Source organism: Bacillus sp. LJBV19 (genome assembly GCF_017797845.1).
Classification (GTDB): domain Bacteria; phylum Bacillota; class Bacilli; order Bacillales; family Bacillaceae; genus Bacillus; species Bacillus velezensis.
Genome location: NZ_CP072563.1, coordinates 1797746 through 1812649 on the forward strand (window position 1 = coordinate 1797746; position 14904 = coordinate 1812649).

At 48.1% G+C, this 14904-nt stretch carries 11 protein-coding genes; 6 read left to right on the top strand and 5 right to left on the bottom strand.

Features of this window, described 5'->3' with window-relative positions; all coding sequences use genetic code 11:
* The first annotated feature begins 5 nt into the window (after nucleotides 1-5).
* A complete protein-coding gene (locus J6600_RS08700; protein ID WP_209388259.1) occupies nucleotides 6-7463 on the top strand; it encodes a beta-ketoacyl synthase N-terminal-like domain-containing protein in 7458 nt (2485 codons plus the stop codon).
* 136 nt (nucleotides 7464-7599) lie between these two features.
* On the opposite strand, the gene J6600_RS08705 is transcribed toward J6600_RS08700, so the two are convergent.
* Complete coding sequence (locus J6600_RS08705; RefSeq protein WP_061862630.1) at nucleotides 7600-8811, bottom strand: cytochrome P450 family protein; 1212 nt, start codon at nucleotides 8809-8811, stop codon at nucleotides 7600-7602.
* A gap of 288 nt (nucleotides 8812-9099) precedes the next feature.
* On the opposite strand from J6600_RS08705, the gene J6600_RS08710 reads away from it, so the two are divergent.
* The gene (locus J6600_RS08710; protein ID WP_209388260.1) at nucleotides 9100-9534 is read left to right on the top strand and encodes a NucA/NucB deoxyribonuclease domain-containing protein; all 435 of its coding nucleotides are present in this window, start codon (nucleotides 9100-9102) and stop codon (nucleotides 9532-9534) included.
* A 59-nt stretch (nucleotides 9535-9593) separates the two neighbouring features.
* Nucleotides 9594-10349 carry a YoaK family protein gene (locus J6600_RS08715; RefSeq protein WP_003154084.1) on the top strand — a complete coding sequence of 252 codons (756 nt, stop codon included), beginning with the start codon at nucleotides 9594-9596 and terminating at the stop codon, nucleotides 10347-10349.
* A gap of 33 nt (nucleotides 10350-10382) precedes the next feature.
* Here J6600_RS08715 and ymzB read toward each other — a convergent pair whose 3' ends face one another.
* Entirely contained in the window at nucleotides 10383-10745 is a 363-nt protein-coding gene (gene ymzB, locus J6600_RS08720) for a protein YmzB (RefSeq protein ID WP_007410383.1), read from the bottom strand.
* A 191-nt stretch (nucleotides 10746-10936) separates the two neighbouring features.
* On the bottom strand, nucleotides 10937-12265 hold the full coding sequence (locus J6600_RS08725; protein WP_022553314.1) for a serine protease AprX: 1329 nt from the start codon (nucleotides 12263-12265) through the stop codon (nucleotides 10937-10939).
* A gap of 178 nt (nucleotides 12266-12443) precedes the next feature.
* Between J6600_RS08725 and J6600_RS08730 the strand changes: the two genes are divergently transcribed.
* From J6600_RS08730 to J6600_RS08740, 3 genes are all read left to right on the top strand, one after another.
* Entirely contained in the window at nucleotides 12444-12677 is a 234-nt protein-coding gene (locus tag J6600_RS08730; protein ID WP_095272140.1) for a hypothetical protein, read from the top strand.
* Between the two features lie 255 nt (nucleotides 12678-12932).
* Entirely contained in the window at nucleotides 12933-13640 is a 708-nt protein-coding gene (locus J6600_RS08735) for a poly-gamma-glutamate hydrolase family protein (RefSeq protein WP_014417828.1), read from the top strand.
* A 59-nt stretch (nucleotides 13641-13699) separates the two neighbouring features.
* Nucleotides 13700-14152 (top strand): OsmC family protein, encoded by a 453-nt coding sequence (locus tag J6600_RS08740; protein ID WP_014305039.1) that lies wholly within the window; start codon nucleotides 13700-13702, stop codon nucleotides 14150-14152.
* A gap of 13 nt (nucleotides 14153-14165) precedes the next feature.
* Here J6600_RS08740 and erbB read toward each other — a convergent pair whose 3' ends face one another.
* Both erbB and erbA read right to left on the bottom strand, forming a co-directional pair.
* Nucleotides 14166-14519 (bottom strand): SMR family multidrug efflux transporter EbrB, encoded by a 354-nt coding sequence (gene erbB / locus J6600_RS08745; protein ID WP_007410379.1) that lies wholly within the window; start codon nucleotides 14517-14519, stop codon nucleotides 14166-14168.
* A 17-nt stretch (nucleotides 14520-14536) separates the two neighbouring features.
* Complete coding sequence (gene erbA / locus J6600_RS08750; protein ID WP_007410378.1) at nucleotides 14537-14851, bottom strand: SMR family multidrug efflux transporter EbrA; 315 nt, start codon at nucleotides 14849-14851, stop codon at nucleotides 14537-14539.
* Nucleotides 14852-14904: the final 53 nt, after the last annotated feature.

Below are 14904 nucleotides of genomic sequence, written 5' to 3' on the forward strand. Positions count from 1 at the left end.
CGGCTTTGCAAAACACTGAAGATCTTCTTTACAAACTATTGGCAGGCCAGCTGAAATCTGTCGGATTTTTTACGGAAAACGAAACGCAGCCTGTCATGCAGGGGTTTTACGGCAGGTGGCTGGAAGAAAGCATCTCCATCTTGGTGCAAAAAGGCTTTTTGAAACAGTCAGGCAGTACGTATGTGTTAACGGGTCCGATAGAGCGTGCGGACGTTCTGTGGCAAGAATGGGATGAAAAGAAAGCTCCTTTACTCAAGGACAGCAGCAAACAGGCGATGATCACCTTAGTGGAGACCGCTCTCAGAGCTTTGCCGGATATTTTATCCGGCAGAGTTTCTGCCACTGATGTTCTGTTTCCCGATTCCTCAATGGAATTGGTGGAAGGAATCTATAAAAACAATGAAACGGCAGACTACTTTAATGAGGTGCTCGCTGACACATTGACAGCTTTCATTGAAGAACGCCTGAAAGAAGACCCGAACGCGGAAATCCGGATATTAGAGATCGGAGCGGGGACGGGCGGGACGAGCGTAGCCGTTTTCAAAAGATTAAAAGAGTACAAACATCATGTGAAAGAATATTGCTACACCGATCTGTCAAAGGCCTTTTTCATGCATGCTGAAAAAGAATACGGTCCCGACAATCCGTATTTGACTTATAAGCGGTTTAATGTGGAAGAGCCCCCGGCTTTGCAGGGTATAGAGGCGGGCGCATATGACGCGGTAATTGCGGCAAATGTGCTTCACGCGACAAAAAATATTCGGCGGACGCTTCGCAATGCCAAAGCGGTGCTTAAAAAGAATGGGATTTTGCTATTAAATGAGATCAGCAGCCATTCGGTTTATTCTCATCTGACATTCGGTCTTTTGGAAGGCTGGTGGCTGTATGAAGACGCCAAACTGCGCATTCCCGGATGCCCGGGGCTGTATCCTGAAGCGTGGCAGTCTGCGCTGGAAAGCGAGGGATATCGGTACGTTACATTTATGGCGGAATCGTCACATCACCTCGGCCAGCAGATCGTGGCAGCAGAAAGCGACGGCGTCATCAGGCAAAAGCAGCCGGACGCGCAGGCGGTTGAAGAAACTGCGGCTTCCGAAGAGCCGGCTGATTTCACAGAACCGCCTTTCTCAGTCACAGACCGGACTGTGCAATTCATAAAAGAAACGTTAGCCAAGTCCATAAAGCTTGCTCCCGAGCGCATTCAGCCGGAAACCAGCTTTGAAAAATACGGCATCGACTCCATTTTGCAGGTGAATTTTATCCGCGAACTGGAAACATTGACGGGCGAGCTGCCGAAAACGGTCTTATTTGAACACACGAATACGAAAGAACTTGCCGAGTATTTGCTGGAAACTTACCCGGATAAGCTGCAACAGGCATTCGGAGCCGAACAAGCGCCTCCTGAAACAAAGCATCCGGAACCTGTAATGAATGAACCGGTGCCGCTTGTCACGGAAACGCGGCGGTTTATCACTGAACAAAAAGAGCCAAAAGCGCCAAAGCCGGAAACAGAAACCGTCACCGTTAATCGTTCTGATCGTGACGACATTGCCATTATCGGCATCAGCGGCCGCTATCCCGAGTCTGAAACCCTCGATGAGCTGTGGGAGCATTTAAAAGCCGGAGACAGCTGTATTACGGAAGCTCCGGAAAACAGATGGAAATCCGGTCTTCTGAAAACAATGGCAAAAGAAACACGAAAAGAAGAACGCAAAACACGGTACGGCGGATTTCTGCAGCATATTGACGCTTTTGACCATCACTTGTTTGACATCCGGGAAGACCATGTGATGGAGATGACGCCTGAGCTCCGTCTAAGCCTAGAAACCGTATGGGAAACATTTGAAAACGGCGGCTACTCGTTAGAAAGAGTAAACGAATGGCAGGAATCAGACAGCGGCATCGGTGTATTTATGGGCAGTATGTACAATCAATATTTCTGGAATATCCCGTCATTGGAAAAAGCTGCGCTCAGCTCTAACGGAGGGGATTGGCATATCGCCAACCGCATTTCCCACTTTTTCAATTTAACGGGCCCGAGCATGGGCGTTACGACCGCATGCTCCAGCTCACTGAGCGCCATTCATCTCGCCTGTGAAAGCCTGAAGCTTAACAGCTGTTCCATGGCGATTGCCGGAGGGGTCAATCTCACGCTTGAACCGTCTAAATATGATGCGCTCGAACGGGCGAATTTGCTTGAACAGGGAAGTGAAAGCAAAAGCTTCGGAACCGGCACGGGCCTGATGCCGGGAGAAGGAGTCGGGGCGGTGCTCTTGAAGCCGCTCTCCAAAGCGGTTGCCGACAAAGACCATATTTACGGGGTCATTAAAAGCAGCGCGTTGTGCCATAGCGGCGGAAGGCAGATGTACACGGCTCCGGATCCTAAACAGCAGGCGAAGCTCATGGCGGCTTCCATCGACAAGGCCGGAATCAATCCGGAAACAATCAGTTATGTTGAATCAGCGGCAAACGGCTCTGTATTGGGAGATCCGATTGAGGTCATTGCCCTGACAAACGCGTTCGCGCAATATACTGATAAAAAACGTTTTTGCGCGCTTGGATCCGTCAAGTCAAATCTCGGCCATTTAGAGGCGGCTTCCGGCATGTCCCAGCTCGCGAAAGTGCTGCTGCAAATGGAGCGGGAAACATTAGTCCCGACGATTAACGCAAAACCGCAAAATCCGAATATCGCGCTTGAACAAACGGCTTTTTACCTGCAGGAGAAAACCGAGTATTGGGAACGTCTGAAGGATGCCGAGACAGGGGGCATCATACCGCGGAGAAGCATGATCAATTCCTTCGGGGCAGGCGGGGCATATGCAAATCTCATCGTAGAAGAATATATCAGCCCGAATTCCGATCAGAGCCGTCACGAAGATGAGGAATATATTTTCCCTGTGTCAGCGAGAACAAAATGGAGTTTTGAAGCCTATCTTGAGAGACTGGCGGCCTTTTTAGAAAAGACGCCATCTCTTCATCCGGCCGCCATCGCATCCGCGCTGCAAAAAAGAACGCATCATTCGGAGTATCGTGCGGCATTTACGGCTGCTTCCGTTCTGGAACTGCTGGAAAAGCTGGCCGCTTACCGCATGGATCAGCGGAATCTCAATTTCTCCGATTCTGATATTGGCCGGCGTGCGCGGCAATGGGAAAAAGGAGAGAATATCGCGTTTGATCAGTTGCAGCAAGAGCACGCCGTTCATCTGCCGGCCTACGCTTTTGACCACGGGACTTCTTTTCAATTCGGTGAATCAGAAAACGCTGCCGGCGTTCAGGCGGTATACAGTGATGACGATCCATACGTGAAAGGGCATCAATTCAGCGGAGAACCGGTACTCGTCGGCGCTACATATAACAGTCTGGCAGTCGATCATTTTTGTGATCTTTTTCCTGAATCGGAAGGAGGACAAATTAAAAAACTGAATTACGTCAGCCCCATTACCGTAAAAAAAGGCGATCGCATCGAGCTGAAAACAGAATCGAAACAAAATGGGGATGGATTTGAACTGAGCATAATGCACCGCAGCCGCACGTCTCCTGATTGGAGCATAGCGGCGTATGCCGAGTGCAGCCCGTATCCGTTTCAAAAGCAGCACGCGGATCTGGCGGCCATTCAGCGCTCTTACCGGGAAGTGGGCCGGATAGATGAGTTATACGGAGACGGAACGGGAACCGTCGTGTGGGGAGAAGAATTTAAAACGATCACCCGCCTGTACAAAGGCACTGATGCCGTTTTAGCAAAAGTGAACCTGAACAATAGCGACTCACAACAAGCGCAACATTATGCCGTAAATCCATTAATCGCCAACAGTGCTTACTTGGCCTCGCTTTCTTTATTGGACCAAACGGAGGCGGAAAGCTATCTGCCGTTCGGCATTAATTCCGTCACCTTCAGCAGCCCGGAAGATCTTACCGATTGCTGGCTGCACATCAAGCTGGCCAAACAAACGGGGGAAATGATTCTGATTAACGCAGATGTCATCAGCAGCCGATCGGAAGTGGTGATGCGTTTTGAAGGCTATGCCCTGAAACGGTTCCGCCCGAAAACCGAACAGATGAATCAGCCGGCCCGAACGGCTGTTAAGAATGCGGGAGCACCGATTTCTGCCGGCAGTCTGACAGATGATATCCGCAGCTACGTCCTTGGCAAGCTCGCCAAGATGATGGATGAACCCGCGCCATCTCTCCCGTCTGACGCGAATATCATGGAATTGGGACTTGATTCAGCGAGCCTGATCGGGCTGACAAAAGAGATCGGCCAAGAGGCGGACATCGATGTGAATCCAACATTGTTTTTCGAGTATCCGACCGCGGAGGAGCTGACCCGCCACTTCGCGTCAGCATATAAGAGCAAGTTTTCTCAACTGCTTGCCGATCATAAGCATTCAGAAGAGGCCAGGGTCACGGAAACAGAAGAGCGCACTTTACCGAAGAAACAGCATCCGCCTTGTGATAACGCCGATATCAAGCAAGGAATCGCGATTATCGGTATGTCAGCTCAGTTTCCGCAATCCCCGGATATCCAGTCTTTTTGGGAGCACATCGTAAACGGGGATCACTGTATTACCGAAATTCCGGCGGACCGCTGGGACTGGCGCCGTTACGCCGGTGATGAGAATGACACGAGTCTCAGATGGGGCGGTTTTATTGACGGTGTCGGCGAATTTGACCCGCTCTTTTTCGGAATTTCCCCTAAAGAGGCATCACAAATGGGGCCGGAGCAATTTCTGCTTTTGATGCATACATGGAAGGCAATGGAGGATGCGGGCCTGACAAATAAGGCGTTATCAAGCAGACCGACAGGCGTTTTCGTTGCCGCGGGCAACAGCGATCCGAACAATGGAACAGCCATCCCGTCCATCATTCCGAACAGAATATCATATGCCTTGAATTTACAAGGACCGAGTGAATATTACGAGGCTGCCTGCACGTCAACGCTGGTGGCATTGCACAGGGCGGTTCAATCAATCCGTCATAACGAATGTGAGCAGGCTGTCGTGGGGGCCGCCAATATTCTGCAGTCGCCGAAGGGCTTTATCGGTTTTGATTCAATGGGATATTTAAGCAAAAACGGCCGGGCGAAATCGTTCCAAAAAGATGCCGATGGCTTTGTCAGAAGCGAAGGGGCGGGCGTGATCATCATCAAACCGCTTGAGGTGGCAATTGAAGACGGCGATCATATTCACATGGTCATTAAAGGAACAGGAGCGTCTCACGGCGGTAAAGGCATGTCGCTTCACGCACCGAATCCGGCGGGAATGAAGGCCGCGATGAAAAAAGCGTACGAAGACACCGATATTGATCCGCAAACCGTCACTTATATTGAAGCACACGGCATTGCCTCCGAATTGGCAGATGCGCTGGAGTTTAATGCAATCAAAGCGGGCTACGGCGAGTCTGCAAATCAAGAGGAAAGCGCGCCTTGTTATATCAGCACCGTGAAACCTTGCATCGGCCACGGCGAACTCGCTTCCGGACTGGCCGCCCTTATAAAAGTGGCGATGGCCATGAAGCATCATACCATCCCGGGCATTCCCGGATTTACAGCTGCAAATGAGCAAATGGCCATTCAGAAAAGCCGCTTCCGTTTCACCGAAGACAATCAGGAATGGACACAGCTCACCGACCATACAGGCAGACCGATTCCGCGCCGGGCCGCAATTAACAGCTATGGCTTCGGCGGCATGAATGCGCATGTCGTCTTGGAACAGTACAGCCCGAGCCATAAAGACAAAGAATCTGCGTGTGAACCGCAGCTTATCGTGCTTTCTGCTAAGAGCGAAGGACGTCTTAAGGCGGCCGCAGGTCAGCTGGCTGATTTTGTGCGAACTGGAGATACTCCGTCATTGCGGGATATTGCTTATACGCTTCAGACCGGCCGTGAGGCGATGAACTGCCGCCTGGCACTCGTTGCCCGCAATCAAGATGAATTGCTGGAAAAACTGAAAGAGTACAGAGCATTTTCCGAAGAAAGCAATGGAATGAAAAGCTTCTTTACAGGCAGTCAGCAGACTGGATCAGGAGATATCGGCGTTTTACTGGAAGGGACTCTCGGTACAGTCGTCACGGAGACGCTATTGGCTGAAAACAATCCGGAAAAACTTGCATTTTGCTGGGTGAAAGGTGCGGATATACCGTGGGACAGACTCCACCAAGGCAAATCTGTTCAAAGAGTGCCGCTTCCGACATATCCTTTTGAAAACCATAAGTATTGGAACGGCGGTCAGTCAGAAGACATCAGCCTTGCACCGGTATCACAGAATCCTCAGATCCGCTGCGAGAGCGCGGCTGACATTGTGGCAGACATTTTGGGGATGGAGCCAGCGGAAATGGATCAAAATAACCCGCTGACTGAATACGGCTTCGATTCAATCTCCTCTATTCAGCTGCTGAAAAAACTTGAGGACGGAGACAGCCGCATCAGTCTGGAGGCTCTTCAGAAATGCAGCACTGTTCAGGAGATTAGCATGCTGTTAAAAACGAACCAATCGCAGGAGGCGGGCCGAAATTTTCCAGAACTCGTCAAGCTGAATGATAGAGAAAAAGGCCGTCCTGTTTTTTGGTTTCACGGCGGAACGGGAGGCGTTGAAGCATACCAGCCATTCGCCAAAAAGAGTCAGCGACCTTTTTACGGCATACAGGCAAGAGGTTTGACAGGGAAAGAGCCGCTGCAAGGAATCGAAGAGACGGCCGCTTCTTATATGAGAATCATCCAAGCGGTACAGCCGAAAGGCCCTTATGACCTCGGCGGATATTCCTTGGGCGGAATGCTTGCATATGAAACCGCGCGCCTCTTGCAGGAGGAAGGTCATACGGTAAAAAGCGCCGTCATGATCGACACCCCGTACAGTGAAAAATGGAAAGAAAGAAAACCATCTGTTAAGTCGGTCATGCTGCAAACGATCAATACGATGCTTACGGCATATCTTAAGCCTGAAAACCTTGAAGAGGCATTAATCAGCAGAGAAGACATTACCGTCCAGGCTGAGGAAGAAGAAGTATTGAAAGAATTGATCGGCCTTGCCAAAAAGCGCGGTCTGCCAAAATCCGAAGAAGCGATCCGGATGCAGCTGGAGCAAATGATGAAGACGCAGCTCGCTTACGGAATGGAAGAGTATGACATGAAGCCGCTGCCTCATCCGGAAGCGCTGCAATGCTACTACTTCCGTAATAAAAGCGGTTTGTTCCTCGGAGATCTTGAACGTTATCTGACAGCAGAGGAAGAACAAATTCCGTTAGACCATGATGCGTATTGGAAAGAATGGGAACGCCAGATGAAACAGTTTCACCTGCTGGACGTTCACTCTTCCAATCATGTCACAATGCTGTCGGAACCAAAGACGCAAAATGCCATTAAGGCATTCTGCGAAAAACTGTACGCAAACAAAGGAACGATAAGCGCAAATTTCCTTAAATCTTTCAGAAAAAAGCTGGACGAAACAAATGAGTTGGTAAAACGGTAATAGAGAACGGCCGGAGCAATCCGGCCGCTTTTTTTATCCATATAGAACTAAATTCACTATGTACTAAATTTTCATTGTCATATTGATTTCTGTTTATAAGACATTAAAAAAACCCCCGATAACAGGGGGGGCGATATTAAAATCTGACAGGCAATGTTTCAAGCCCTCTCAAAAACACATTTTTTCTCCATGTTACATTCTCGGGCGCGCCTTTCAGCTCTATATTCGGAAACCGTTTTAAAAGCGCGGTAAAGGCAATGGATGCTTCCATCCGGGCGAGCGGAGCCCCGAGACAAAAATGAATGCCGAATCCAAAAGAGATATGACGGTTCGGTGTTCTCGCTATATTTAATGTATCAGGATCATCGAAATATTCCGGGTCCCGATTGGCTGAACCGATGCCGATAAATATCATATCACCTTTTTTAATAGAAACATCTTTATAGGTGAAATCTTCAATCGCCCATCGATTTGCCATCATGATGACGGGAGAGGTATAACGCAAAAGCTCTTCGACCGCCGTCTGGATATTTTCCGGCTGCCGCTTTATCTTCTCCATCTGGTCTTTGTGCAGAAGAAGCGCCAGGGTGCCGGAGCCGAGAAGGTTAACCGTTGTTTCAAGCCCGGCAACGACTAACAAAAACAGCATGGAATACAGCTCTGATTCACTCAGCTTTTGGCCGTCCTCTTCAGCGTAAATAAGCTTGCTTGTCAGATCTTCAGCCGGATGTTTTCTTTTTTCTTCGATCAGTGTTTTCATATATTGTTTAAATTCTTTGAGAGCCTGGTTGGTCGCATCTTGTCCGCTTTCTGACGTGTCGACCATTGCGTTTGTCCACACTTGAAATTTGGCGCGGTCCTCTTTCGGAATCCCGAGCAGTTCGGAAATGACGATAAACGGAAGCGGTGCGGCGAAATCTCTCATGATATCAGGGTCTGCTTTTGTTTCCATTTCATCCAGCAGCTCTTCTGTGATCTGCTCTATCCCGGTGCGAAGCTGCTCAATCATCCGGGGAGTGAACCCCTGATGCACCAAAGATCGAAGACGTGAATGATCCGGAGGGTCTTTTGCCAGCATATGCTCTGAGACAAAATCGATATCTTCACTGACATTCAGCTTCGCGATCAGCTCCTTCGGCATGACCCGTTTTACATCTCTCGTAATTCTGCCGTCTTTTAAAAACGCCATACAATCATCATAACGCGTGATGAGCCAAGCCGGAAAGGTGCCTCCGAAACGCTGCAGTTCGAATTTATGTATGGGGTCCTGCTCTCTGAATCTGCTTAAAACCGCAAAAGGGTTTTCGTGAAACTCGGGTGAGTGTGGGTGAAACATTGTTTTTTCCATCTGGATTTCCCCGCCTTCATGTTTTTGAAAAGACATAACAAACAGCCGGTGCCTGCCGACCGGACGGCATTCCTCCTTTTATCTGCCGAAGACACTGATCACAACGGCTCATAAGTATGTCTAAAATATATAAGGAAACAGAAGCCGGTTCAATAGACAAATCGCAAAGCCGCCATTTTCGTTGATTATCAACAAAACAGCAAACTTTTTTTGCCATTTCATCATGTGTGTTAAATCCGGCTAATATACATATTTACGCTTCATATCAACTTCTTAAGGAGGATGTGAATGAATGCGTTTATGAAATGGGCGGCAAGTCTGCTTTTGGTGATCTCTCTTCAGATCGGCCTTACGGGCGCCGGCATCCATTCGGACAGTGCTGCTCGTGCCGCATCCCGATACGATCAGGTGCTGTATTTCCCGCTGTCAAAATATCCGGAGACGGGAAATCATATAAAAGACGCCATTTCGGCAGGTCATTCTGAGATTTGTACAATTGATCGGGGCGGAGCGGAGAATAGAAGGAAAGAATCATTGAAAGGAATTCCGACAAAGCCAGGGTTTGACCGTGATGAATGGCCCATGGCAGTTTGCACAGAAGGCGGGGCGGGGGCTGATATCAGATATGTAACCCCGTCGGATAACCGCGGGGCCGGTTCATGGGTTGGAAATCAAATGAGCGGATACTCCGACGGCACGAGAGTACTATTTATCGTTCAGTAGCTTCTCCGGTTCGCCGGAGTTTTTTTATGCTCTGAAAAAGCGGCACGCCGGCTGGACATATGAAATGGCAAAGAGTAAACTTATATGTTGGAATCAGCATGAGAAAGGATTGGATCACATTGACAGTGACTACATACCGAAATATTGCACTTTTACTTCTTTGTTTAACAGCGGGAATTGTGGATGTGATCGGTTATTTAAGCCTGGGACATATCTTTACCGCCAATATGACGGGGAACATCGTTCTGTTCGGCCTGGCGATCGGCAACTCATGGCACCTTGCCGTACTCAAATCATTAACCTCGTTAATCGGATTTATTGCCGGCGTTATTGCCGCGGCTCTGCTTGTGGGCAATAAAAAGAAATCATTCTGGCCCCCTGCGGTAACTGCCGCTTTAGCTATTGAAGGAGCTGTTTTGCTGCTGTTTGCTTTGTTCTCCTGCTTTTTTGCAGATGCCATTTCTGTTTATGTGCTGATTATGCTGCTCAGCTTCGCAATGGGAATGCAGACGACAGCCGCGAGAAAACTTGGTGTAGCGGGGATTTCCACGACCGTATTAACGGGAACGCTCGCTAATTTTTTTGAAGATCTCACCGCAAGGTTTTACAAAGCGGACAAGCGGAAGCAGTTTACGAGAGATGCTGTTTTGCGCGCGCTTGCCTTGGTTCTGTATTGCTTTGGGGCGGTCATCGGCGCTTTTGCCGAACCGGATTATAAGTTTGCCGTGATCTGGCTTCCGATTATCATTATTTTAGGCATTATGCTTTGCGCATTCACGATGTTCCACGGATATTCTGAAGAAAAAAACCAATAAAAAAACGCCGCTGGTTCAGGGCGTTTTTTCTTTTTATTGCTCTTTCCGGGTCCCGATTGTATACACGGCCCGATCTGTATGTACCTTTAATCCGTCTTGCTCCTTTTGGATGGTAATATCGCCGAGCAGAGGGATTTCATACGCATCTTGAGGAAGCGGGACATTTCCTTCCTCCGTATAGGTTGTGCCGTGCCCTTTTAAGACGAGCTCTTCGTCCGCTACATAGTCATCGGGATGGTTTGTCCGGCGGACGAGAACATCATCAAGGTGAAGCATGATCTGGTCCATATCAGAAATCTCGTTTCGGCTGTCTGTCAGCTCTCCTTTTCTGATATCAAGCGTTTGTCCAATCTGTTTTTGCAGCCATTCAGACAATTCGGTGTTTGTAAGTGCCATTGTGATTCCTCCTTTTATCTACACCATACTTATTCCCTATTTTTTTAGAAATACACTGCCTTGATTGATCTTTTTTTCTGACAGCCGGTTCTGAAGCATTCCGAGTTCCTTCATTATAAATGTTTCATCTGTTCACCTGAAAAACGGAGTCATCTGCAGGTTTAGACGACCCCGTTCTCATGATAAAAAGGTTACTCTTTCGGCACGGCGTTTTCAGCGTTTACTGCGCCCGCTCCGTAAATGTTCGGATCTTCATTTGTCCATTGATCCGGACTTTGTTTGATCAGTGTTTTCACTTCGTCAGGCGAAAGCTGCGGGTTCTGCTGAAGGATTAAGGCGGCAATGCCAGCACAGATCGGAGTGGCCATGGACGTGCCCGACAGACTGAAATACAAGGAGCCTACACGGTTTGATTTCTGTAATTTGTCAAGATATGAACGCGGAGAACGGAGAGATACGATATCGACCCCGGGCGCAAGAATGTCAGGCTTCTCTTTTCCGTACACCGTCGGGCCGCGGCTTGAGAATGAAGCGACCGTATCGTCCTCATTGCCGGCCGTATTATTGTCATCATAGGCGCCTACCGTGATGACCTTCTCGCTGACACCGGGGCTTGAAATCGTTTGAGCTTCCGGACCGGAGTTGCCCGCGGCGACGCAGACGACGATTCCTTCATTCCATGCCTCTTCAACGGCCTTGACGAGCGGATCGTCCGTTTCTTTATCATATCTGAGCGCATCTCCGCCCAGTGACATGCTGATGATTCTGATCGGATTCTTCGTGTGTTCTTTATTATATTGTATGCACCATTCCACACCTTCAATGATATCAGCCAAGGTTCCTGATCCTGATTTGTTTAAAACCTTGACTCCGATCAGATCGGCTTCCGGCGCCGGCCCCTGATATTTACCGGAAGATGAAGCGCCGCTGCTTGCAATATCACCGGCGCAATGGGTGCCGTGCCCGTTGTCGTCATACGGTTCTGTCTTTTGGTTGACGAAGTCCGCAAATCCGATAACTCTGCCTTCTAAATCGGGATGCTGATAGATTCCGGTATCAATAACGGCGACAGTTACGCCTTTTCCTGTTAATACGGTGCCGTTACGGGTCACCTCTTTTGCATGAGACGATTCAGCTGCCGTATCAAGGAGCGCTTTTACTTCACGGTTTAAATAGATTTTACGGATATCCCGGCATTGCGAAAGAAGCATGTGAAGAGCGGACGGAGTGACTTCGGCGCTGCAGCAATTGATTGTTTGAAACTGCTTTTTTATGGTGCAGCGTTTTTCTTTTGATAAGACCTGTCCTGTGCTGTGAAAACCGGATTCATGGCAGCCCTCTTCAAATTCAATGATGACTGACATTTTCTTTCTGTTTTTCACCTTTTTTTCGAAAAAATTGTGCAAAAAGCAAGGTGTCCATTTGAAAGGTTTATATAACTGTAAGACGTTTTCTCTGAGCGGCCAGTCCAGCTTATGAGCATTTGACCGCACCATTTGTACCATTGAGTAACCAAACATATATACTTTTCCTCCCATTCTGGCGATTCTCTCTATACCATATGAACAGGCCGTATGTTCGGTCAGTTTGTTTGTCCTTCAGGAGAGCTGGTTACTTGCGGCTTTTTCAGGAGAAGAAATCGAGTTGAAACGGAACATTTGTTCGTTTATAATGAAGCCGGCGGAAGGAGGTATATACATGAACATAATATTGAGACATTCCTTGGAAAAACAGCTTCCGATTGATATTATATATATGAAAAAAGACGGCTCCATTTCAAAACGGACCATTATTGTAAAAAAAGGGGATGAGCGGGCTGTAACGGCATTTTGCTGTACAAAAAGGCAGATGAGAACTTTTTTGACGGGCTCCATTCTGTCCTGCGCATTTGCTTCGGGAGGCGGATATTCATTTTTAAAAGCGTATTCTTGATGCCGTCCGTTTCCGGCAGTGAATCTCCCGCCCCTGAAAATTCGGGCGTTCCTCCCTTTTTTTTTGCCCTCTCTCAACCTTTTTTCACTGATGCCCGGCATTTGAGCGCTTGAACCGTGACAATCCATTGATTTTTCGAAACCGGGAAGTTTTTCACTGATGATAATGTTAATAGAATGTTAAGATAAGACCTATTGACAAAAATCCATATAATGAACATGTCATTTTTCAGAAAGGAGCAAAGAAGGAGAGCTGATGAAAAGAATTTTACTTAATGTCATCATTATCGTAGCAATGGTCTTACTAATAAGATGTGCTCATTATGCGTCAGACCCTGATCCCTCGAATTCTTCTGATACATACACAGATTTTAAAGATCTGGCTGAACACGAAGACCCCGATGATTATCATATATCGTACAATAAGCGAAAGGGGAGCCCCGTATTGATCATGTCGCCGCACGGAGGGAGAATTGAGGGCGGGGTGAGCGAGATCGTCCGCTCTTTCAGGGATGATTATTCAACCTACCTGTTTGAGGGATTAAAAGCGCATGATAACCAGACTCTTCATATTACGAGCACCAAGTTCGATGAGCCTTCAGCAGTCGAAAGTATTAAGCAGCACCATTATGTTATCGCAGTGCACGGTTATAAAGGCGACGAGAAAAATACTCTTGTCGGAGGAAGCGACCGGAAGCGGGCGAAAAAATTGGTGAGAGCTCTCGAACGAAACGGATTTTCTGCAGAATTGGCAACCTCAAAAACCGGTCTGGCCGGGGTTGACACCGAAAATATCAATAACCAGGCGCAAACCGGGCTGAGCATACAGCTTGAGATCAGCAGAAAACAGCGGGAAGCGTTTTTTGATAATTTTGATTACCGCGAAAGGGAATTCACAAAAACGGAGGAATTTTACCGGTTTGTCCGTACGATAAAAAGAGTGATCAATCAAGAGTATTCGTGAGCTTAAAAAAAGACAAACCAGTGAAAGATGAGTAAACTGAAAAAAAGGAGGTTTGTCCCTTGGCAAAACATCACTTTTATTTAAAAGCAAATTGGCCCGGAAATCGCAACGACGTCGGCGATATTAAAAGCGGCCGGCTGGAGACGGCTGTGTCCATTCCTAAGGAAATGGACGGACCCGGAGAAGGCACAAATCCTGATGAAATGCTGCTTGGAGCGGCCGCGACCTGTTATATTATAACGCTTGCGGCGATGATGGAAAGAAGCGGCCTGGATAAAGAAGATCTACATATGGAATCTGAAGGAATTGTAGACGTCACGAACGGTGTGTTCACGTACCAGAAAATCATTCACCGCCCGTTTATATTATTAAAGCCGGATGCAGCCGAAACGGATTTTACGCTCGCCAGGAAGTTAGCGCAAAAAGCGGAGTCCTCATGTATGATTTCACGAGCGGTCCAAGGAAACGTGGAGATGGAGCTTGAGGTTGAAGTAAAAGCTGCCCGCGCTTGACGAGTTCAAACGGTCAGCTCCGGGCCGTTTGATTTTTTTTAGCTTTTTGAGACTTGGAACGGTTCAGCAGGATGACGCCCGTGATGACCAAAACAAGCCCGATCATCATTTTGACTGTCATGGCCTCCTTAAAAACAAAAAAGCCAACAATTGCCGTTAAAGCGGTGCCGACACCTGACCATGTCGCGTATGCGGCGGATAAATCAAGGCTTTTCAATGAGAAGCTCAAAAACATAAAAGAGGCTCCGATTCCGGCAATGACGCCGAGAGCGGGCCACAGGTGCGTAAAACCGTCCGACAGCTTCAGCATCGTGCTCCCGAACACTTCTGATACAATGGCTAATGCCAGGCAGAGTAATCCTTTCATCAGCATGCCTCTCCTTTCTACCAATTCATCAAAATGACACCGGCCAATAAGAAAAAGAGTCCGATGACGGCCTGCTTGTCCAGTTTTTCATGAAACCATTTCGCTCCGATAATGGATGCGAGCACCGTTCCGGCTCCGCTCCATGTTGCATAGGATAAGCTGAGCGGAATGAGATTCAGTGTCAGTGAAAGCATATAAAAGGCCAATGAATAGCCTGCCACTACAAGCGCGCTCGGCAAAAACCGCGTAAATCCGCGGGAGACTTTCAGCATGGCCGCGCCGATTGACTCTGATAAAATAGCAATTGTGAGGAAGATATAACCGAGAATCATATCAAATCCCCCTCTCATCATAATCCTTATGCCTTTTGTTTAAGGCAGTAAAG

Coding starts and splice junctions, on each gene's coding strand:
- J6600_RS08705 (WP_061862630.1), bottom strand. CDS start 8,811: ATGGAAAAAACAATGTTTCACCCACACTCACCCGAGTTTCACGAAAAC.
- J6600_RS08710 (WP_209388260.1), top strand. CDS start 9,100: ATGAATGCGTTTATGAAATGGGCGGCAAGTCTGCTTTTGGTGATCTCT.
- J6600_RS08715 (WP_003154084.1), top strand. CDS start 9,594: ATGAAATGGCAAAGAGTAAACTTATATGTTGGAATCAGCATGAGAAAG.
- ymzB (WP_007410383.1), bottom strand. CDS start 10,745: ATGGCACTTACAAACACCGAATTGTCTGAATGGCTGCAAAAACAGATT.
- J6600_RS08725 (WP_022553314.1), bottom strand. CDS start 12,265: ATGTTTGGTTACTCAATGGTACAAATGGTGCGGTCAAATGCTCATAAG.
- J6600_RS08730 (WP_095272140.1), top strand. CDS start 12,444: ATGAACATAATATTGAGACATTCCTTGGAAAAACAGCTTCCGATTGAT.
- J6600_RS08735 (WP_014417828.1), top strand. CDS start 12,933: ATGAAAAGAATTTTACTTAATGTCATCATTATCGTAGCAATGGTCTTA.
- erbB (WP_007410379.1), bottom strand. CDS start 14,519: ATGAAAGGATTACTCTGCCTGGCATTAGCCATTGTATCAGAAGTGTTC.
- erbA (WP_007410378.1), bottom strand. CDS start 14,851: ATGATTCTCGGTTATATCTTCCTCACAATTGCTATTTTATCAGAGTCA.